Source organism: Desulfobaculum bizertense DSM 18034 (assembly GCF_900167065.1).
In the GTDB taxonomy this organism is placed as follows: Bacteria; Desulfobacterota; Desulfovibrionia; order Desulfovibrionales; family Desulfovibrionaceae; genus Desulfobaculum; species Desulfobaculum bizertense.
This window is the reverse complement of the sequence record NZ_FUYA01000002.1, coordinates 75,237-94,407: the sequence shown is the minus strand read 5'-3', so window position 1 is coordinate 94,407 and position 19,171 is coordinate 75,237. Positions and strand designations below refer to the sequence as shown.

The following is a 19,171-nucleotide window of genomic DNA, read 5'->3' as shown; positions in this document are numbered from 1 at the left end:
TGCAGAACTCTGCGTGCGGCCGTGGCCGCTTTTTTTTGGGGAAAACTCATGGATCAGAAAACGCTTCGCCGTTTTGAAGCCCACTGTATTCAGGAAGAAGCCCCGCAATGCAAGGCATCATGCCCCTTGCACGTTGACGCGCGGGAACTTTGTCGACTCCTGTCTACTGGTAAAATAAATGAGGCATGGGCAATCCTCTGCCGGACGCTTCCTCTCCCCGGCATTCTGGCCCGAATCTGTGATGCTCCGTGCAAAGGAGCCTGCCTTCGGGCACAAAAAGGCGGCAGTATTGAACTCGCCGCCCTTGAACGTTTTTGCGCCGAAAACGCAACTCGCACCCCAGCTCTGCGCCCTCTTCCCTCCCGAGGTAAACGCGCCGCAGTCATTGGCGCTGGTCTTCCCGGACTTTCTGCGGCCTGGAATCTGGCCCGCAAAGGCATTTCTGTCGAGCTATACTGTACAAAAAAAGACGATGGTCTCAAGGTCTTCTCCCTTGCTGACACAATCGTCTCCGCAGAGCTAGAAAAGCTCAGCACACTTGGAGTCCGATTCCACGAAGGCGAATCTCCGTCGCTTGAACATGCGGAATCTCTTCTGGATGATGTCGATGCAGTCTTTGCCGACCCCTCAGTGCTCCCTGCGGAGCTGCTTCATATTTCTCTTCCTGACCCTCTGACGCTTGCCTGTGACCGGGAACGTCTTTTTGCCGCTCCAGCAGACATGGCCACTGGCTCTCCAGCGCTTCTCGCTGCCCTTGGGCACAAGGCCGCGCTGTCCATTGAGCGAGCACTGCAAAATGCTGCGCTCGGCTTTGGCCGAGAAAAAGAAGCGCCCTACACCTCCCGGCTCTACACAAACATTGAAAACGAAACCGAGCTGGCTCCAGTTCCCATTCCTGCCGCAGGGTACGCGCAGGATCAGGCTCAGCAGGAAGCAGCCCGCTGCTTTCAGTGCGAGTGCATGGAATGCGTTAACAACTGTGCCTACCTCAAAGAATTTGGTGGCTACCCCAAGGTCTACGCCCGACAGATTTATAATAACGCCTCCATCGTCAAGGGAACCCGGCAAGCCAACACCATGATTAACTCCTGCATGCTCTGTGATCTGTGTACGGAGTTATGCCCAGAAGATTTCCCTATGGCAGAGCTGTGCCTTGGTGCTCGCCGAGAGCTTGTCAACAACGAAGTCATGCCACAGTCTGCTCATGATTTTGCCCTGCGCGACATGGCCTTTGCCAATAGTGACGCCTGTTCCTACGCTGAACATGCACCGGGTGAAACCCAAAGCGAATGGGCCTATTTCCCAGGCTGTCAGCTGTCCGCGTCCTCCCCAGACAGCATACTCAAAAGCTATGCGTTCCTCCGCGAACAGCTCGACGGTGGTGTAGGACTTCTCCTGCACTGTTGTGGTGCTCCCGCTGACTGGGCGGGAGAAACCGCACTTTTTCAGGAAAGTTCGGCCGCCCTTCGCCTGCACTGGGAAAAAATGGGACGCCCCAAACTCATTGTCGCGTGTCCATCCTGTCTTGAAACGCTTGGTTCCGCGCTTCCTGAGGCTGAGTGCATTTCTCTCTGGTCAGTGCTCAACGCACACGTTGCGGCTTTGGCTCCTGCCAGACCAGAACAGCCCCTGTGCCTGCATGACCCCTGCACTGCCCGCTATGACGCGGGACTCCAGCAGGAAGTCCGCGACCTGCTCCACAAAATTGGCGTAACAAGCACAGAGCCTCGCCTCACCGGAGTGACCACGGAATGCTGTGGATTTGGAGGTCTGCTCGCGGATGCCAATCCTTTGCTTGCTGCCACGGTGAGCCAGCGACGGGCCGCAGCGCTTGATAACGACGGCGTCACTTACTGCGCCATGTGCCGAGACCTCTTTGCCAAGGCAGGCAAGGCATCTTTTCACATGCTGGACCTCATCTTCCCCGAAAGTGAAACGCCAGTCTCTCGCCCTGCTCCCAGCGATTCCGAACGTCGGGAAAACCGGGTCCGCCTCAAGGAACAGCTTCTGGAAGAACTCTGGAACCGTTCCGCAGCGCCCCGCCCGGCATATCAGTCTGTCGCTGTAAAACTGACGCCTGAGGCAGAGAGCCTTATGGCATCACGGCGCATTCTGCTCACGGACATTCAAAAGGCTCTGCACGCTGTCAAAGAGAGCAAAAAATCTCTCCGAAACGTCAAGACAGGGCACAGCCTCACCCGTTTCCGCCCGACGAATGTCACATACTGGGTGGAGTACGAGGAACAGGACAATGGAGCCTTTCTCGTTCACCGAGTCTGGAGTCACCGCATGAACATTCTTGGAGCTGACGCATGAACACGCTCAAAGTTCTCAAAGATGATTTCTCGGAATGGCGCTGCGAAGTCTGCGACGAGCCTCTCGTATTTCAGGCCGTTGACCTGCAATACCTCTCCAGCCAGTTTCACGTAGAGCTGCCGTGCTGCCCTAAATGCGGCTTTGTGCTCATCCCGGAAGACCTTGCAACAGGAAAAATGCTGGAGGTCGAACGCCTGCTGGAGGACAAATAAACGTGCCACTCTCCAGTGTCCCATTATGGGAGCGTCCCGAACTCCGGCGCATTACAGGTGGTCCCCTTCGACCGGGGGGGACTGCCCTGACACAGCACGCTGTTCGATGTGCCAAGCTTCCAGCCGGAAGCCAGATTCTCGACATCGGCTGCGGACTGGGAACAAGCATGTCCACCCTGCGAGAGGACTGCGGAATGAAGCCCATCGGCATCGATGCACGCTTTGCCCAGCTCCAGAGCACGACAGACATGGACGCACAGGCACAGACCGTGCAGGCTCAGGCAGAGGCTCTTCCTTTTGCGGATGCGAGCTTTGATGCGGTCAACTGTGAATGCGTTTTTTCTCTGGTGCAGGATAAGGTCACCTGCCTGCGAGAAATTCGCCGTGTCCTTCGCCCCTCAGGGGTACTCCTGCTTTCTGATCTCGTCCTGCGAACACATCAGACGACAAGCCAGAGCACAGGACAGGGCTGCGCATCACGAGCGCTTGATCTCCCTCAGACGCTGGAGCATTTGGAGCGCACAGGCTTCTCGCTCCTTCTGCTTGAGGACCACAGCCGCTGTCTTGCCGAGCTGGCGGCACAACTTATTTTTGCAGACTGCCTGCCCGAAGAATTCCGCAATACATGCTGCCGTCCGGGCTATGCCCTGCTTCTGGCACAAACTCCATCCAAGGAGGTCCATCATGAACAATGAAGAAATCCGAATTATGGAGCTTCATGGAAAAGGCTACTGCTGCACGCAAATCATGCTTGTGCTCATGCTGGAAAACATGCAGCGCGAAAACCCCGATCTCATTCGGGCCATGCAGGGCCTGTGTATGGGGGGAGGAGACTGCTCTGGAACCTGTGGCATCCTCACAGGCGGACTCTGTGCCCTGTCCATGCTTTTGGGAAAAGGAACTGATTTTGACGAATCCCACGAACAGCTCCCCATGCTTCAGGAAATGTTCAGGGACTGGTTTGTCACCAAGGTTCACGCTCTGCACGCAGGCATCCGCTGCGAAGACATCCTTGGTCCCGGCTGTACAGGGCCAAACCCGCTGGAGTGCGGAAGCCTCCTGTCAGAAGCCTACGTCAAGCTCATAGAAATTTTACAGGAAAACAGCATTGATCCAACAGAAGGCAAAGAGTCCAATGGCTTCTAAACTTGAGTTTGAGCACACCCAAAGCGTTTGTCCGGTGTGCCTGCGACGCATCCCCGCAACGCGTCAGCTGGTGGGAAATGAAACCCGCCTCGTCAAAACCTGCCCAGAGCATGGAACATTCAGCACCCCAGTCTGGCGCGGTATTCCAGAATTTCACAGCTGGAGACGCCCAAAGTCCCCTTCTGCACCACCAGTTATGGACCATGATGTTTCCAAAGGCTGTCCCTTTGACTGTGGCCTTTGCCCAGAGCATCGCCAGCATACCTGCACCACGCTGGTCGAAATCACGTGGCGCTGTGACCTTGGCTGTCCTGTCTGCTTTGCCTCTGCCGGAGGAAAGGTTCCAGCCGATCCAAATCTTGCAGAGCTGGACGCCCTGCTGGGAAAAGTTCGACGCACAGCCGGAGACTGCAATCTCCAGCTCTCTGGTGGCGAGCCTGCGGTTCGTGACGACCTGCCGCAGATCGCGGAATGCGCCAAGGCGCATGGCTTCCCCTTTGTTCAGGTCAACAGCAATGGACTCCGCATGGCCAACGAACCGGGCTTTGCACAACGCCTTGCCTCAGCTGGTGTTGATTCTGTTTTTCTCCAGTTCGACGGCACAGAAGACGCAATATATTCCCGCATCCGTGGTCGTGCGCTCTATGAAACCAAACTCCGGGCCATCGAAAACCTGTGTGCCGCTGGTATCGGCGTCGTCCTCGTGCCCACGGTCGTCCCCGGCGTCAATGACCATAATCTCGGTGAAATGCTCAAACTCGCCATTGCCCATGCACCGGGAGTCCGGGGCATTCATTTTCAGCCTGTAAGCTACTTTGGCCGCTACCCCAAGGCACCATCCGATGTGGAGCGCATCACTCTGCCAGAAGTCATGGCCGGGCTGGAAGCCCAAAGCAATGGCCTTGTTTCGACCGCTGATTTTTTACCGCCTGCCTGTGAGCATGAACTCTGCTCTTTTCACGCCAACTATCTTGTACTGGAAGACGGCACGCTACACCGCCTCAGCTCCAAATCAAACTGTTGCTGTACACCTCATCCAGCAGCAGAGGGCGCAGAACAGTCCAGAGCCTTTGTTCGCCGACAGTGGGCCGCAGCGCCAGAGCTCAAAAATCAGCCAGAGCCAGAAGACGATCTGGACCGCTTTATTCAGCGCGCCAAGACCCATATTCTCGCGGTCTCAGGCATGGCGTTTCAGGACGCATGGACTCTTGATCTGGAACGCCTCAAGGGCTGCTGCATCCATGTCGCCGCACCAGACGGTCGCCTGATTCCATTCTGTGCCTACAACCTCACGGCTGCCGATGGCCGCACGCTGTATCGGGGAAAGTGTCATGCTCAAGCCAGCGCTTGATATTTGGCTCGGACAACGTATGGGCTGGCCCCTGAGCGCAGGCTTTCCCTCTCCGCAAGATGTCCGCATCTGGCAGATGAGCCTTTTGCGCCAGACAATACGGCACGTTCAAAAACACAGTACGCACTACGCCAGAACTCTTGCCGGAATCTCAGCCTGTAGCATTCAAGACCCTCAGGAAATGGCACAGCTTCCTTTCACCACTCCTGCAGAGCTTCGGGCAAATCCCGATGCATTTCTGTGCGTTCCGCAAGACGAAATAGCCCGAACAATCACGCTGAGTAGCTCCGGGACGTCTGGCACGCCTAAACGCCTCTCGTTCACAGACGAAGACCTGCGCCTAAGCTCAGAGTTCTTTCATTATGGCATGTGGCCCCTGCTTGCGCCCAAGGAAACGGTCTACACCATCCTGCCCGGCACCCGCCCCGGTGGCGTGGGAGACATCTTCCGCTCAGCCATAGCCCAGCGAAAGGCTTCTGCGATATTCCCTGCCGACCCGCAGGACATCCCTCAAATGCTCGCAGAAATCCGCAGAAGCTCAGCCCGCGCCCTGCTCGGTCCGCCCGCCCATGTCTTTGCTCTGGCCCAAATGTGGAGTGCCCAAAAGCTGCCCAAAAACCAGATCCGGGCAGTGCTCATGTGCTGGGACAGCTGTCCTGCCGCAGCACAGCATCGCATCCGAGAGGCCTTTGGCTGCGACATCTACCAACACTGGGGAATGACAGAGACCTGCCTTGGTGGTGCGGTGGAAAGTCTGCCTGGGCAGGGCATGAACATTCGGGAACCAGACCTTTTTTTGGAAATCATTGATCCAGCCACGGGCGCACTGTGCCCAGAAGACTGCTGGGGCGAGCTGGTCCTGAGTACGCTTTCCAGAAAAGCCATGCCCCTTTTGCGCTATCGCACAGGGGACCGAGCACGCATTCTTTCTGGCTTTGCGCCTCGCGGTACCCATCTGCGCCGTCTGGAGCTTGGCGGACGACTCAACGCAGGCGTCCCGCTTGCCAACGGGGCACGGCTCACTCAGTCCATGCTGGATGATGCTCTCTTGCCCCATCCAAAACTTCTCCATTTTTCATCTGAATACAGCTGGCCGCAAAACCGGCTCAGCATCTGCCCTGATCTGCTGGCCCCAACGCCCAAAGCAGAGACGGAGCTTCGAGACGCCATACTGCAACTTCCCTGCTGCAAAATGGCCCCAATCCCTGACATTCACATCATTCCCGGCAGAACAGACGGAACACTCCACGCCGGGTTTGAAAAACGAACATGTGTTTCGACTCACACGGAGGTTCAGTTCGCATGATAGATCTTCTTCGCTCCACAGCATCCTCCCTCCACGCCGGAGAGGACCTCATCCTCGCCAGCATTTTGGATAGCAAAGGCTCAACCCCTCGCTCCGCAGGCAGTGCAATGACCATCCACCGCGATGGGCACATCACTGGCACAGTTGGCGGTGGCATTGTTGAGGAACAGGTTCGCCGGGCTGGCGTCAAAATGTTTGATGCCGGAAAACGTGCTGCCCAGATTCTGGAATTTGATTTTTCCAACAGCAAGGCAGCCATCTCTGACATGATCTGCGGCGGATGGGTTTCCGTGCTGCTGGAGCATATCCCTGCCGAAGCAGCCGAGGAACAGCTGATTCAGGACGCCCTGACCGAACTGCGCCAGGGACGCCCAGCCATACTCTTGGACAAGCTTTCGGCAGACAGCAGCACAAACGAGCACAAGGGACTGCTCACGGCTGATGCCCTTCCTGACTGGGCGGGGCTTACCGCAGAACAAAGTGCAGAACTCACGAACAGCATTTCCGAAGCCATTCGTCCGCTCGTTTTTTCGACAGAAAGCGGCTCACTGGTTGCCCGCTGCTTCCACCCCTTGCCGAGCCTGTTTATTTTTGGTGGTGGCCATGTTTCGCGCCCCACGGCAAAGCTTGCGGCGAGCATCGGATTCCGCACGGTTGTCATGGATGACCGCAAAGATTTTGCCAATCGGGAGCGCTTCCCGGAAGCCGATGAAGTGCTCGTCCTCGACGCCTTCAAAAACGCCTTTGAGGGCCTCCCTGTGCGTGAAGATTCCTTTATTGTCATCGTGACCCGCGGGCACCTGCATGACAAAACGGTTCTGGCGCAAGCCCTGCGCACCCCGGCCAAATACATTGGTATGATCGGAAGTAAAAAGAAACGCGACGCCATTTATGCAGCACTGCTCAAAGAAGGCTTTACTCAGGCTGACATTGACCGCTGCCATTGCCCCATTGGTCTTTCTATTGGTGCCCAGACGCCAGAAGAAATCGCCGTCAGCATCAATGCCGAGCTGATTGCAGACCGGGCAGGTGTCTCACTATGAAAATTTACGGCATCGTCGTAGCTGCCGGATATTCAAGCCGGATGGGGCGCCTCAAGGCGCTCCTCCCGCTCGGACAGCGCAGTGTACTTGAGCGGACAGTCACCGCCCTTCGCGATGGCGGTGCTCTCGACGTCTTTGTCGTCACCGGGCACGAAGCTGAACGAGTTGCGGCCGCAGCACAATCCTGCGAGGCGCAAGTGGTTCACAACCCCAATTTTGACAGCGGCATGTTCAGTTCCATACAGGCCGGAGTTCAAGCTCTCCCCAAAGATTGTGATGCCTTTTTTGTCCTTCCTGTGGACATCCCGCTCATTCGCCCCTGCACCATCCGTGCTTTGGCCATGAATTTTTGCGAGCGCAAGGCTCCAGTGAGTATTCCCTGTTTTCAGGGGCAAGAGGGACACCCGCCGCTCATAAGCGCCACTCTGATTCCGGCTATCCTTGCCCATGGTGGAACACGAGGTCTGCGGGGAGTTCTTTCCAAATTCCCTCACGCCAATCTTGAAATGCCTGATTACGGCATTCTTCATGATCTTGACACACCAGACCAGTATGCATGGGCCAAGAAGCGTTTTACCCAGCGCGAAATCCCTCTTCCTGAGGAAGTCACCGCTCTTTGGGAACTCGCAGGAACACCGCACAACACCCGCAAGCACTGCAAGGCCGTCGCCGAATGTGCCTGCGAACTTGCAAAATGGCTCAATGCAAGCCGCACGGCGCACGACACGGTCTCTCCAGAACTCATTCGGGCCGCAGCCCTCCTGCACGATGTCGCCAAGGGACAACGCTCTCACGAACGGGCAGGCGGAACCCTGCTTGCTGGCTATGGTTTTCTGCAAATTTCGGATATTGTCGGAGCGCACAAAGACAGTTTTCTTCCAGAACATGCCCCTATCACGGAGAAAGAACTTGTCTTTTTGGCCGACAAAATCACCCGGGGCACAGAGCGGGTCACCCTTGCCGAGCGCTATGATGCCACGCTTGAGCGCTGGGCACATGACCCAGAAGCTGTTGCCGCCATTTCTGCCAGAAAAGCCCGCGCACAAAAACTTTTGCAGCGCTTTGAGCACGAAACAGGATTCTGTGCTCATGAGCAGTGCGCTTCGCCTTCCTGACACACTCCGCAGGGCAGACATATGAAGGAGATTTTTCATGATCGTTCTCATTCGGCACGCTGAACCAGAAGGCGCATTTAAAACCGCTTTTGGACATACAGACCTTCCTCTTTCTGAAACCGGACGGCGTCAGGCTCAGGAGCTTGGCGAAGCACTCAAGAACTACCGCGCTGACCATCTTTTTGTCAGCCCACTAACCCGCGCAAAAGACACTGCCGCCCCTCTCGTGGAAAACTGGCTCATGACTCCAGAGTATCGCCCGGACATGAAGGAAATTTTCCTTGGCGAATGGGAAGGACTTCCCTTTGAACAAATTCGGCACCTCTGGCCAGAAGACTACGAACGCCGAGGAAAAGACCTCTCGAATTTTGCAGCTCCAGGTGGGGAAAGCTTTTTGCAGCTCCAGCAACGCACGGTTCCAGAACTGGAACGGGCCGCGGGCTTTGATGGCACAAGTTTTATGGTTTGCCATGCCGGAGTCATGCGCGTTCTTCTGTGCTACGCCCTTGGCATCCCCCTGCAAAAACTCTTTAGCTTTATGCCCCGTCACGCCTATGCCTCCGTACTCACCAAGGGGCGCAACGGCTGGGTTCTCGAAGCATTTAACCAGTCACCAGCTGCCCTCGCCCAGTATCTGGGCTGCGGGGCATAAACCACTCGATTTTTGAAGACGCTCCCATCCGCTGCATGCCTCAATCACGCAGCCAGCACAGGACATTCTCTCCAGTCTTTGCTTTTGATGATACCGGGAGCGTCTTCTTACTGACCAAAAAAAAAGGAAGCCTTTGCTTCCTTTTTTGTCGTCAATTATGCGTGCCTCACAATCAGCCAACGCCTTTCCCAACAGGGTATTCATCCCTCACAGGAGCAATGGCCCGGCCCAGCCAGTCAATGGCCTGTCCAATATGTTCCATGTTTGCCATAGCTTCGGCATCACCAGAGACTTCTTCTTTGTTCAGACCGAAGCCCAGATTCCAGTAAATGGACCCCGGAACAATCATCTGCGACATCAGGAACATATGGTTAATGCTATCAAAGGCGTGTGTTCCGCCACCGCGACGCATAGCAATCACACCAGCGCCAATCTTGCCACGCAGAGAGTTGCCATTTGCAATGGCCACCATACCGGAGCGATCCAGCACAGCTTTCAGCTCTGGAGTAATATCTGCAAAATATGTCGGAGATCCACAGATAATGGCATCAGCCCGAACAATCTTTTCCATCAGCTCGTTAAACACATCCTGCTTCTGAATGCAGGTATTATTTTTCAGCTCAAAACACTTGCCACATGCGAGACAGCCTCGAACAGCCTTGCCACCAATGCGGACATACTCTGTTTCCCAGCCAGCGGCCTTCAGCGGCTCCAGTGCCTTGTGCAGCATAATTTCAGTGTTTCCACCTTTTCTTGGGCTTCCATTTATTGCGAGTACATACATCGTTTCAGCTCTCCTTTTTTCGCACGCAAAAAAACGCGCCAGTTTTTGTCTGAAACACCATTAGACACTATTCTGAAATTTTTTTGCAAGTACCAACAAAAAAGTGCTGTACTTACCAAAAGCATACTAAACTGCTCCAATTCTCATAAGCATCATTCTTTCTTTACTTTTTATGAAACAGCTCACAAAAGCCCACGTACCTATCACCCAGCAAGCTCTAAGCGGCCGTTATTTTGACGCTTTTTTCAATCGACAAATCTCTTTTTGCAATATACTGCACTCAAATATAATTTTTCCGGACAGATAGACCAAGATGAACCTCTGTTTTTCTTCGATCTTGCACTGCTTTCCAGCCCGACCGCTATATCGTCTACGAAGGAGAAATATGCTTCGAAACTCTTCCATCCAAACCCGCATTATGTTTGTGCTTTGTGCCACGCTGCTACTCCTCGTCGCCGGAGTTTTCAGCTTTCTTATGAACTCTCATGCCATCAGAGATGCCGTCATCCATACCACGGAACAAAAAATGCTCGATGGCCACAAAAATGAGATTCAAACAGCAACCCGTACGCTTGCCGCTGCCCTTTCCCGTTCTCTTCAAAATATTGAAACACCAGAAGAGCAAAAAGCATTTATCAAATCTGCAACAGAACACATCACTTTTGGCGCAGACAATTCTGGCTACTACTTTGCCTATCAGGGAACTGTTCCTTTTTCTTTACCAGCCAAGCCCTCTCTCGAAGGAAAAGACCTCATGTCTTCCACCGACAAAGATGGTATCTTTTTCGTTCGTGAACTCAGCAAAGCGGCACAGTCTGGCGGTGGTTTTGTCCATTTCACGTTCAAAAAACCCGGAGCGGGAAATACCCCAAAACTCGCCTACGCAACGCCCATTCCAGGCTCTCCGTTCTGGATTGGCACAGGCGTCTACCTTGATACTATCGAACAGGAAAAAATCCGCTTAGACACCCAACTGAGTGACAATGTTTCTGAACACCTCAAATCAACGCTCATGATTTTGGGAGCAGGGCTACTCCTCATTATTGGATTTAGCATCGCCGTTTCAAAAAGCATTGTTGGCCCAATTCAGCGGGCAACAGTCGCGGCCGAAGCCATTTCTGATGGCAATCTTGATATCAAGCTCAACCGCATAGGCACTGACGAAATCGCAGAGCTGGAGCGCGAGTTGATGAAAATGGCTCAGGTTCTGCGCAGCAACATGACTGAGATTCAGCAAAAGACGCAGGTTGCAGAAGAAAAAGCCCGCGCAGCAGAGGACGCAAGCGCTCAGGCGCAGGAGGCCCTTGATCAGGCTCGTACGGCCCGCAACGAAGGCATGCTTACCGCTGCAAACAAGCTTGATACTGTTGTCCAAAAAGTCATCGATGCCTCAGGGCGCATTGCAACCCAAAGCAAAGAAATCCAGAAAGGCACAGAAAACCAGCGTGTAAGCGTTGCATCCACGGCAACAGCAGTGGAAGAAATGAGTGCCACAGTGCTTGAAGTTGCCCGCAATGCCACGCAGGCAGCCGAAGCCAGTCACAAAGCCTACTCCGAAGCCCTTGAAGGCCAGACTATTGTTGGAGAAGCGATTGGGGCGATTGAGGAAACCCGCACCAAGAGCAACGAACTCAACGAAAACATGGCCGAGCTGGAAGAACAGGCTGAGTCCATTGGGACCATCATGAATGTCATTACTGACATTGCCGACCAGACCAACCTGCTGGCCCTTAATGCGGCCATTGAAGCCGCCCGTGCGGGTGAGGCAGGCAGAGGCTTTGCCGTTGTCGCCGATGAAGTCCGCAAACTCGCCGAGAAAACAATGGCCGCAACCCGCGACGTAGGAAGTGCCATCGCAGCAATTCAGCAGGTGTCCAACAGCAATGTGCAGTCCATGACAGAAGCTCTCCGGCACCTTGAAGAAGCCGTCCAGCTCTCTGGGAAATCAGGTGAAATGCTTGGTGGCATCGTAACAGCTGCTGATGACAGTGCAGAGCAGATCAGAAGCATTGCCGCGGCATCCGAGCAACAGTCCACGGCCAGCGATGAAATCAACGCCAACATCGGCAACATCAACAACATCGCCGAGCTTAACGCCGAAGAGGTTACAGCCTCGGTCACAGCGCTCAGGGACCTCCAGAGCCAGACCTCAGAGCTGGGTCACATCATTAATCAACTCAAAGACGAAGCTCAGAACGCATAAATCCATGCAGGGGCGGTTTTTTCCGTCCCTGCTTTTCCCCCCACGGTTTCTCGCCCCTCTTGTGCTCTCGCAACGCTTCTTATATTCTCTCAGTATGACACAAGAAACACAGAATCCCTTACAGGCTCCCCCAGTGGAAAGTGACAAAGACGCATACCAGCAGGTACTGCTTCTGCTTTCGGAAAAACGCACAGCTCACACAACCCTGCGCACAGGCATTGCCGTTGCAGTCCTCCCCCTCACCGTGCTGTCCTTTCTCATTGTCATGTCCAGTCACTACTCCCTGCCCGACAATGCCCTTCTCCTGACGCTGGTTATTATTGGCTGCTGCCTGTTCATTGCCCTTGGGACTTTTCTTGTCCTGCGTGGACTTATGCAAATTCATTTCTATGACAAGCGAATGGGCGCGCTCATGTCACGGCACAAAGAAATCCGCGGGCTTTTCTTCCGTGGCATATTTGCCCGTCAGACAGACGCGTTCAAATAAAAAAGGCGCACCCAGCTGAGTGCGCCTACGAGGTCGGTTCGTTTATGACAATCGTCGTATGCTCTGGACCCTGTATCCACAGCTGCGAACGTCGAGCATAAAAAGAGCAAGATCATTCTGAGAACAAATCTGTCGATCAGCTTCTACCCGTTCTCCTTCTCTGCCAATAGCAATAATACGCAAAACGCGGACTGGTTGAGAACTTCTTTCCACCCATGAATCATGATGAACATCCTGTTCCTGTCCCAAACTGATTTTCCTCATGTGTTCCCCCTAGGTGGCGAATAGTCAGGTAAGCTTCTTATATTACACAAAAACCAGAAGAGCATGGTGAGGAATGCCACCTTCTTCATTCATATCATAAAATGAACATCCCCGGCATCCCTTTGCACGGACTTTGTCACAAAACTCCCAAACCCTCTTTCTCATGATCATTCTTCGCCACACCGCCCGGGGCGGTGGCTTGACGCATCATAGCCCGACCGCGTATTGCTAAATATACTCAATGCATTGCTCTCGCAGCAGAGAGCTGTGCAGCCTCATCCAAACCGGCAAAACACGGCAGAACTTCATGCAGTTATTTGAAAGAATCGATAATATCATTGCTCAGGTTGAAGGCGGAAGCCGGGCAGCCTTTGCGCGTAGAATAGACGTCGCACAGACAACATTTAATGGATACCTCACCGACAAAGGTCAGGAAAAAATACGGGTAAGCCTGCTCGAAAAAATCCTTGAGTGTTATCCAGAAATCAATCGCGAATGGCTCTACTTTGGCACAGGCTCCATCTGGGCCAGCGGCTTTGATCCTTCCATTCGTCCAGTCCGCCGCCAGCAGGTAGAGCGCCGCCCAGAAGCACCACATTCAAGCTTCCCCTCTCAGGACACATACCGCTCTGCTCCGCACGATATCCATTCCCGCGACTATTCGCCATTTGATGCGCCAGAACAGGCCGCGCCACGTAACGAACAGCCACGCCGCGAAGCCCAGCAGTACACAGCTCCGCAGCAGCCTGTCCGCCGTGAGGAGTATGTCCAGCCCCAGCGCACCGAATACGCTGAGCCTCAGCTGTCCGAGCATCGGATTTCCGAAGCTCCCGCCCCTGAATCCAGAATGTCCGAGCCTCGCATGTCTGCCCAGCATGAAGAACGTTATGCACACGCCCCTGTTCAGGAGCAGCCTGCGCAGAGGCAACCAGAGCCTGAACGCCGCCAGCCGGAGCAGATTCAGGAAGAGCAGCGCACGGAGCCACAGGACGCAACTCCTGAAATTCAGACGGAAGTACAGCCCGAACATCATTCTGAACACTCTCACGGCGAAGAGCTTCACGCAGCAGAGCACCCTTCCCACGACGAGGTTCAGCCGTCCGAGGACGTCCCAGCACAGCCCAGAGCAGAAGCTCCAGAGGCTCAGGAAGTACAGCCCGAAGCTCCTGCCCCAGAAGAAATTTTCGAAGATGATGAACTTGATGAAGCTCTCGTGGAAACGACAGAGCACAGCGAACCAGAGCATCTCGACGAAGAAGCAAAGGAAGAACCTTGCAGGCATGAGGTGCTTGTTCAGTCTTCCCTCGCTGAAATGGCACCCAAAACAGCCATTGGCCGCGAACTTCGCGACATTGCCATGATTCTTCTTTCTGTTGAAATGCCCATTGAGGACGTTCAGTCTGCAATGATTGAATACCTCAGCACGCATCTTCCTAAGGATGACGAACTCAGCGTCTAGCTTCCCCTTTCACAGCGCACAAAAAAACGCAGCAAGCATTTCGCTTCCTGCGTTTTTCTTTTCTCTTTTCACTCGCTCTATTTTTCCAGAATCACTGCCGTTCCCGGTTCTGGTGCCAGCATCTTCACCGCATTCAGCCCACGGGCAGCAAGCGCCTGCGCAAAATGCTCTGTATTCTGCTCCAGCACCGGGAAGGTGCCCCAGTGCATTGGAATCACGGTTGAGCAGCCCAGCAGTTCACAGGCTTTGGCGGCCTGCAATGGGTCCATTGTGAACACGCCGCCAATCGGCAGCATGGCAACATCAATAGAGTACAATTCACCAAAAAGCTGCATGGACGAGAAAATACCCGTATCCCCAGCGTGGTAAACTGTTGTTCCATCCGGGAAGCGCAGGATAAAACCGGTCGGAGCACCGGATTCGCTGGAATGAAAAGCCTGCGTCATGGTTATCTTAACGCCCTTTATCTCCAGTGTTCCGCCAATGTTCATCCCAATGCCGTTGGCAATACAGTCCGCAGGCACGCCCTGCTGCTGCAACTTTTCAGCGGTACCAACAATCGTCACCAGCGGTACATTATGTTTTGCACACAGTGCAACAGCATCGCCAACATGATCGCCATGGTCATGGGTCACAAGCACAGCATCAACCGGTGCAATCTCATCTGCTGTACACGGGGCCTGAGGATTACCAGTAAAAAACGGATCAATCAGAATGCGAACGCCATCATATTCAAGAAGAAAATTTGCATGGCTGTACCATGTCACGGAAAGGCTCATAAAGGAGGCTCCTCTTCTGTCGGGGTATTCCAGCGGCCAGAAAGTTCGTGTTCTATGTCCATCATGTCCAGCACTCGACCACAAAAATGATTCAGCAAATCCTGTATCGTTCGGGCTTTCAGATAAAAAGCAGGGCACGGCGGCATAATAACAGCGCCTGCCTGCTCCACCCGCAGCATGTTTTCTAGATGAATTCGATTAAACGGGGTCTCCCGAGGAACCAGCACCAGCCGACGCCGCTCCTTGAGCGTCACGTCTGCCGCACGGTGGATCAGATTTGATGCGAGTCCCGTTGCGATAGCTGCAAGCGATGCCATTGAGCATGGGCACACGATCATACCATCGTGTCGCCACGAACCACTCGCCGGACCTGCCCCTATATCACGCTGCGTATACACTGCATCCGCATATTGCGTGATACTCTCAACATCTTCACCAAGCTCCTCGTGCAGAACGTATTTCGCTGCATCAGAAACAATACAGTGCAACTCAATCTCAGGATTCTCACCAAGAGCACGCGCAAGTGTGACCGCGTACGGACTGCCACTGGCTCCCGTTACCGCGAGCACGATCCTTCGGCGCGCTACTCCCGTCGATTTTTTTTGTGCTGTCATATCTCTTGTCTATCATCCCCACTCTGAGATTGACAAGAGACTCCCCTTATCTGCCCTAAGAGCTATGAAAAATATGCCCTTTTTTCCTCACAGACCTTGACAACTCACCCCCCTCGGGCATACTAACGTTCTCCCGCGGGCAATTAGCTCAGTTGGATAGAGCGCTAGCCTCCGGAGCTAGAGGCCGCAGGTTCGATTCCTGCATTGCCCACCATATCGGTTATAAAAAGAGTTACGTTTCAACGTAGCTCTTTTTTTTTGCACTTGGGTGGGTTGGTTACGAGACTCCGTCTCGTGCTCTGCAAGGGGCGCTGCCCCTTGACCCCGCCCAAGGACGAGGCCCTTGGGAATCCCGCTATCGCCCAAAATTAAAGGGCCGGATGTGTGAAAGCCGTTGGCTTTCCCTTACATCCGGCCCTTTAATTTTGGCCTAGTGGGCGTTTCCCTAACGCGTGTTCTTTTGCCTTTTCCAGACCGCACTTATTTTCTTTTGAACGCTCGCGTTCAAAAAGAAAATGGTGGCAACTCGCAGAAGAAAAAAAAGCCGCTTTAGGCAGCCCCATTAAGTTTAAAAGCCGTTCAAGCGAAGCTTGAACGGCTTTTAAACTCGATGAGGATACGTAAGGGAATCATTCCCTTACGCGGGGGTTTGGGGGCTGGCCCCCAACATCTTCCCTCTTCCTGTCCATCCATCCATGCAGTTCTATTCTTCTTCCGAGAGGAGAGAATGAGAAGAGATTGGAGAATGCATAAGGTCTGCGAGGGAGATTGCGGCAAGTCCTTCGCGCAGGGCGTTGGAGGCGTGAAGCCACGCATCGCGGGCCTTGCATTCATCGGAACGATCGCACGCTGCGGGGTCAGCGCAACACTTAGTAAGCTGAATTCCCTCTTCCATGATGTCGACAATATCGGCGAGGGTAATCGTTTCTGGATTTTTAGCGAGGGTGTGCCCACCATTCGCACCGCGCTGGCTCGTCACAAGCCCTGCCCGTTTAAGGGGCTTCATAATCTGCTCAATAAACTGAACAGTAATGCCTGTATGCTCCGAAAGGAGCGGCGCCTTAAGCGGGGCATTGTCGGCATTGATGGCCAAATCAAGCAACAGTCGAGTTGCATATCTTGATCGTGCGGATAATTTCATACTCTACTCGTGGGATAAAAAGTGTGCATCAAACACGCGAGTTTCCGATTAAAGTAATCCGAATTTAACGTCAAGACAACAGGTTTTCGAACATTTTTCGCAAAAAGTTATGAAGAAACCTTCTTCAAATGCTGAAGAGCTGTATAAAGTGACTCAGCTTTCTTTGGGCCAAAGCCTGGCAATTCCATAATCTCAACGACGGAGGCTTTGCACATTGCATCAATGGAACCAAAATGTTCCCAAAGTTGCCGAGCCATAGCCGGACCAATCCCGGGAATACTCGACAGTTCACTCTGTAACATTCGTTTCTTTCGTCCCTGACGCTGCCGCCCAATAACAAAATCATGCGCAGCATCACGGATGCGCTGTAAAAATAAAAGCTCTGGGCTTCCTGGCCGGATGGGGAGCGGATTCTTTCGGCCTGGGAGAAAAATCCGATCATCCAAAACACCAGCTCGCCTGTCTGGACCCTGCCGATCTTCGGCGGAAGCTTTTGCTATGCCTGCAAAAGGCCAAATTCCCTCAAAACCGGCATCTTTTAAAGCCCGCGAGACGGCAGAAACCTGCCCTTTTCCTCCATCCACCAAAACAAAATCAGGCTGAGGCCCTTCTGACTGCGCACGCCGAACGGCCCACGCAGCAAGAGCCGCATAGTCATCACCTGAACCTTCAAGCTCCTCAAAAAGATAAGTCCGATACTGAGAAGGAACGGGCTGGCCATCCTCAAAAACCACACAGCCCGAACGCATACCCTGCCCGCCAAGATGGGAAATATCCACACATTCAACCCGGCGAGGTGGCGAGGCAAGACGAAGGGCACGCTGGAGCCGAAGGTCCAGGGGATCATCTGTTTCACGGGGGGCAGCCTGCGCAGCATTGGCTCGGGCTAACTCAACAAGCTTCTTTTCTGCACCAGAACGAGGGGCGCGAAGCGAAACAGGACCCTGCCGAAAATCTTCGAGAACGTGCTGAATGGTGTCGTCATCAAGCTCCCAAGGCAAGAGAATACGCTCTGGAATAAAACGACTTTTTGAATAGAACTGTGATAAAAAGCCGCGAACAGCCTCTTCCCCCTCTTCAAGACCAAGCCCAGACCAAAAATGTGCTTTTTTGCCAATGAGCCTGCCCTGTCGAATAAAAAGCAGAGCCAAACCAAGTCCTTTCACGGTCTCAGCAAGACCAAGCACATCAAGATTAGAACCTGTGCTTAGCACAACAGACTGCTGCTCGACCGTCGCCTCAATCGCCTTGAGCTGATCCCGGTACTGGGCAGCCTGCTCAAAATCCAACGCATCAGAAGCAGCAAGCATCTTCTGCCGGAGCTGAGTTGCAAGCTCACCAGTCCGCCCAGAGAGAAAAAGCTCAACCTGCCGGACAATTGCAGAATAGGTCTCAGTCGAAACATGATGAACGCAGGGGCCGAGGCACTGCCCTATATGATAATAGAGACATGGGCGAATTCTGTTCCGAAACATTTTGTCTCCGCATTTTCGTAGCGGAAACATGCGCCCCATAAGCTTCCAAGTCTGCCGGGCCGCGTGAGCTGAGGTAAATGGCCCATAATATAATGACCCGTCACGAACAACGCGCCGCGTCATCACAAGCCGAGGGAACTCCTGCCGCTTGGACAACTTCATCAAGACATACTGCTTATCATCCCGCAAAACGATGTTGTACCGAGGCCGATGCTTCTTAATCAGACTTGCTTCCAGGAGCAGGGCTTCCTTCTCGGTTGCGGTGTTGAGAGTCTCAACCGCGCTAATCTTGCTCACCATAATCCGAGTTTTTGGAGTCTGACGCTCCTCATTCCGAAAATATGACGCAAGCCTAGTCCGCAGTCGCTTTGCCTTGCCGACATAAATGATGCGCCCCTGCACATCTTTCATCAGATAGACGCCGGGAGTGAGGGGAAAATTTGCAGAATGGAATTCGTACATATCTGTTTTTTACACGAGGCAGGAAAGAATGTCTCGTTCGCCAAAAGCACATTTTTTTGACGAATCACGGTTTATCACAAAAAAAGTTTAAATTTTTTTACCGCTCAAAACGAAAGAAAAAGACATCCATTTAAAACAACTGATATTTGCAACTTAACTAACTGAAATTATGCATTTTAAATTCATTTCATATGGAATGATTCCAATTTGAATATATATTTTCCCATATCACTTTTCTCTGCAAAAGTACGCCCTTTCTATCTCCAAACCCCTTGTATCAACAGATAAAACTACGTATCGAGCAGTTCTGAACCTGGCGCAACAGGTTCACGGCGTCGGTAGCTTTTTTACTTTTCTGATCA

The 19,171-nt window shown here is 53.4% G+C and carries 18 protein-coding genes and 1 tRNA gene; 13 read left to right on the top strand and 6 right to left on the bottom strand.

Annotated elements, in window-relative coordinates; all coding sequences use genetic code 11:
- Positions 1 to 48: 48 nt before the first annotated feature.
- From B5D23_RS03365 to B5D23_RS03325, 9 genes are read left to right on the top strand one after another with little or no spacing between them, the layout of a single operon-like run.
- Positions 49 to 2,316, top strand: a complete 2,268-nt coding sequence (locus B5D23_RS03365; RefSeq protein ID WP_078683995.1) for a pyridine nucleotide-disulfide oxidoreductase/dicluster-binding protein — start codon at positions 49 to 51, stop codon at positions 2,314 to 2,316.
- Positions 2,313 to 2,528, top strand: a complete 216-nt coding sequence (locus B5D23_RS03360) for a DVU_1557 family redox protein (RefSeq protein WP_078683994.1) — start codon at positions 2,313 to 2,315, stop codon at positions 2,526 to 2,528. Before B5D23_RS03365 ends, B5D23_RS03360 begins: the two co-directional genes overlap by 4 nt.
- A gap of 2 nt (positions 2,529 to 2,530) precedes the next feature.
- The gene (gene trsM, locus B5D23_RS03355) at positions 2,531 to 3,223 is read left to right on the top strand and encodes a DVU_1556 family methyltransferase (RefSeq protein WP_159445890.1); all 693 of its coding nucleotides are present in this window, start codon (positions 2,531 to 2,533) and stop codon (positions 3,221 to 3,223) included.
- The gene (locus B5D23_RS03350) at positions 3,213 to 3,674 is read left to right on the top strand and encodes a DVU_1555 family C-GCAxxG-C-C protein (RefSeq protein WP_078683992.1); all 462 of its coding nucleotides are present in this window, start codon (positions 3,213 to 3,215) and stop codon (positions 3,672 to 3,674) included. The genes trsM and B5D23_RS03350 overlap by 11 nt, the downstream gene beginning before the upstream one ends.
- Positions 3,664 to 5,025 (top strand): radical SAM (seleno)protein TrsS, encoded by a 1,362-nt coding sequence (trsS, locus tag B5D23_RS03345; RefSeq protein ID WP_078683991.1) that lies wholly within the window; start codon positions 3,664 to 3,666, stop codon positions 5,023 to 5,025. Before B5D23_RS03350 ends, trsS begins: the two co-directional genes overlap by 11 nt.
- Positions 5,006 to 6,331: a DVU_1553 family AMP-dependent CoA ligase gene (locus B5D23_RS03340; RefSeq protein ID WP_159445889.1), complete on the top strand. Its 1,326-nt coding sequence runs from the start codon at positions 5,006 to 5,008 to the stop codon at positions 6,329 to 6,331. The genes trsS and B5D23_RS03340 overlap by 20 nt, the downstream gene beginning before the upstream one ends.
- Positions 6,328 to 7,374, top strand: coding sequence for an XdhC family aldehyde oxidoreductase maturation factor (locus tag B5D23_RS03335; protein ID WP_078683989.1), 1,047 nt, complete (start codon positions 6,328 to 6,330; stop codon positions 7,372 to 7,374). Before B5D23_RS03340 ends, B5D23_RS03335 begins: the two co-directional genes overlap by 4 nt.
- On the top strand, positions 7,371 to 8,489 hold the full coding sequence (locus B5D23_RS03330; protein WP_078683988.1) for a DVU_1551 family NTP transferase: 1,119 nt from the start codon (positions 7,371 to 7,373) through the stop codon (positions 8,487 to 8,489). The genes B5D23_RS03335 and B5D23_RS03330 overlap by 4 nt, the downstream gene beginning before the upstream one ends.
- Positions 8,490 to 8,526: 37 nt before the next feature.
- Positions 8,527 to 9,141: a histidine phosphatase family protein gene (locus B5D23_RS03325; protein ID WP_078683987.1), complete on the top strand. Its 615-nt coding sequence runs from the start codon at positions 8,527 to 8,529 to the stop codon at positions 9,139 to 9,141.
- A 172-nt stretch (positions 9,142 to 9,313) separates the two neighbouring features.
- Here B5D23_RS03325 and B5D23_RS03320 read toward each other — a convergent pair whose 3' ends face one another.
- On the bottom strand, positions 9,314 to 9,925 hold the full coding sequence (locus tag B5D23_RS03320; RefSeq protein WP_078683986.1) for a flavodoxin family protein: 612 nt from the start codon (positions 9,923 to 9,925) through the stop codon (positions 9,314 to 9,316).
- Positions 9,926 to 10,310: 385 nt separating this feature from the next.
- On the opposite strand from B5D23_RS03320, the gene B5D23_RS03315 reads away from it, so the two are divergent.
- Together B5D23_RS03315 and B5D23_RS03310 are read left to right on the top strand one after the other, a co-directional pair.
- Positions 10,311 to 12,128, top strand: a complete 1,818-nt coding sequence (locus tag B5D23_RS03315) for a methyl-accepting chemotaxis protein (protein ID WP_159445888.1) — start codon at positions 10,311 to 10,313, stop codon at positions 12,126 to 12,128.
- Positions 12,129 to 12,261: 133 nt separating this feature from the next.
- Complete coding sequence (locus B5D23_RS03310; RefSeq protein WP_144012525.1) at positions 12,262 to 12,615, top strand: hypothetical protein; 354 nt, start codon at positions 12,262 to 12,264, stop codon at positions 12,613 to 12,615.
- A 42-nt stretch (positions 12,616 to 12,657) separates the two neighbouring features.
- Here the strand turns inward: B5D23_RS03310 and B5D23_RS14895 are convergent, their stop codons facing one another.
- The gene (locus B5D23_RS14895) at positions 12,658 to 12,879 is read right to left on the bottom strand and encodes a hypothetical protein (protein ID WP_144012524.1); all 222 of its coding nucleotides are present in this window, start codon (positions 12,877 to 12,879) and stop codon (positions 12,658 to 12,660) included.
- Positions 12,880 to 13,186: 307 nt separating this feature from the next.
- Between B5D23_RS14895 and B5D23_RS03305 the strand changes: the two genes are divergently transcribed.
- Positions 13,187 to 14,338: a hypothetical protein gene (locus tag B5D23_RS03305; protein WP_078683983.1), complete on the top strand. Its 1,152-nt coding sequence runs from the start codon at positions 13,187 to 13,189 to the stop codon at positions 14,336 to 14,338.
- A 77-nt stretch (positions 14,339 to 14,415) separates the two neighbouring features.
- On the opposite strand, the gene B5D23_RS03300 is transcribed toward B5D23_RS03305, so the two are convergent.
- Entirely contained in the window at positions 14,416 to 15,117 is a 702-nt protein-coding gene (locus tag B5D23_RS03300; protein WP_078683982.1) for a metal-dependent hydrolase, read from the bottom strand.
- Positions 15,114 to 15,731: a UbiX family flavin prenyltransferase gene (locus tag B5D23_RS03295; RefSeq protein WP_078683981.1), complete on the bottom strand. Its 618-nt coding sequence runs from the start codon at positions 15,729 to 15,731 to the stop codon at positions 15,114 to 15,116. The genes B5D23_RS03300 and B5D23_RS03295 overlap by 4 nt, the downstream gene beginning before the upstream one ends.
- 137 nt (positions 15,732 to 15,868) lie before the next feature.
- Between B5D23_RS03295 and B5D23_RS03290 the strand changes: the two genes are divergently transcribed.
- A tRNA-Arg gene (locus B5D23_RS03290) sits at positions 15,869 to 15,945 on the top strand.
- Positions 15,946 to 16,434: 489 nt separating this feature from the next.
- Here B5D23_RS03290 and B5D23_RS03285 read toward each other — a convergent pair.
- Together B5D23_RS03285 and uvrC are read right to left on the bottom strand one after the other, a co-directional pair.
- The gene (locus tag B5D23_RS03285) at positions 16,435 to 16,872 is read right to left on the bottom strand and encodes an RrF2 family transcriptional regulator (protein WP_078683980.1); all 438 of its coding nucleotides are present in this window, start codon (positions 16,870 to 16,872) and stop codon (positions 16,435 to 16,437) included.
- A 107-nt stretch (positions 16,873 to 16,979) separates the two neighbouring features.
- The gene (gene uvrC / locus B5D23_RS03280) at positions 16,980 to 18,809 is read right to left on the bottom strand and encodes an excinuclease ABC subunit UvrC (RefSeq protein WP_078683979.1); all 1,830 of its coding nucleotides are present in this window, start codon (positions 18,807 to 18,809) and stop codon (positions 16,980 to 16,982) included.
- Positions 18,810 to 19,171: the final 362 nt, after the last annotated feature.

Excerpts from the sequence above, each read along its gene's own strand:
- B5D23_RS03285 (WP_078683980.1), bottom strand. The coding sequence starts at position 16,872 with ATGAAATTATCCGCACGATCAAGATATGCAACTCGACTGTTGCTTGAT.
- B5D23_RS03295 (WP_078683981.1), bottom strand. The coding sequence starts at position 15,731 with ATGACAGCACAAAAAAAATCGACGGGAGTAGCGCGCCGAAGGATCGTG.
- B5D23_RS03315 (WP_159445888.1), top strand. The coding sequence starts at position 10,311 with ATGCTTCGAAACTCTTCCATCCAAACCCGCATTATGTTTGTGCTTTGT.
- B5D23_RS03300 (WP_078683982.1), bottom strand. The coding sequence starts at position 15,117 with ATGAGCCTTTCCGTGACATGGTACAGCCATGCAAATTTTCTTCTTGAA.
- B5D23_RS03340 (WP_159445889.1), top strand. The coding sequence starts at position 5,006 with ATGCTCAAGCCAGCGCTTGATATTTGGCTCGGACAACGTATGGGCTGG.
- B5D23_RS03305 (WP_078683983.1), top strand. The coding sequence starts at position 13,187 with ATGCAGTTATTTGAAAGAATCGATAATATCATTGCTCAGGTTGAAGGC.
- uvrC (WP_078683979.1), bottom strand. The coding sequence starts at position 18,809 with ATGTACGAATTCCATTCTGCAAATTTTCCCCTCACTCCCGGCGTCTAT.
- B5D23_RS03335 (WP_078683989.1), top strand. The coding sequence starts at position 6,328 with ATGATAGATCTTCTTCGCTCCACAGCATCCTCCCTCCACGCCGGAGAG.
- B5D23_RS03365 (WP_078683995.1), top strand. The coding sequence starts at position 49 with ATGGATCAGAAAACGCTTCGCCGTTTTGAAGCCCACTGTATTCAGGAA.
- B5D23_RS03330 (WP_078683988.1), top strand. The coding sequence starts at position 7,371 with ATGAAAATTTACGGCATCGTCGTAGCTGCCGGATATTCAAGCCGGATG.
- B5D23_RS14895 (WP_144012524.1), bottom strand. The coding sequence starts at position 12,879 with ATGAGGAAAATCAGTTTGGGACAGGAACAGGATGTTCATCATGATTCA.
- trsS (WP_078683991.1), top strand. The coding sequence starts at position 3,664 with ATGGCTTCTAAACTTGAGTTTGAGCACACCCAAAGCGTTTGTCCGGTG.
- B5D23_RS03320 (WP_078683986.1), bottom strand. The coding sequence starts at position 9,925 with ATGTATGTACTCGCAATAAATGGAAGCCCAAGAAAAGGTGGAAACACT.
- B5D23_RS03325 (WP_078683987.1), top strand. The coding sequence starts at position 8,527 with ATGATCGTTCTCATTCGGCACGCTGAACCAGAAGGCGCATTTAAAACC.
- B5D23_RS03350 (WP_078683992.1), top strand. The coding sequence starts at position 3,213 with ATGAACAATGAAGAAATCCGAATTATGGAGCTTCATGGAAAAGGCTAC.
- B5D23_RS03360 (WP_078683994.1), top strand. The coding sequence starts at position 2,313 with ATGAACACGCTCAAAGTTCTCAAAGATGATTTCTCGGAATGGCGCTGC.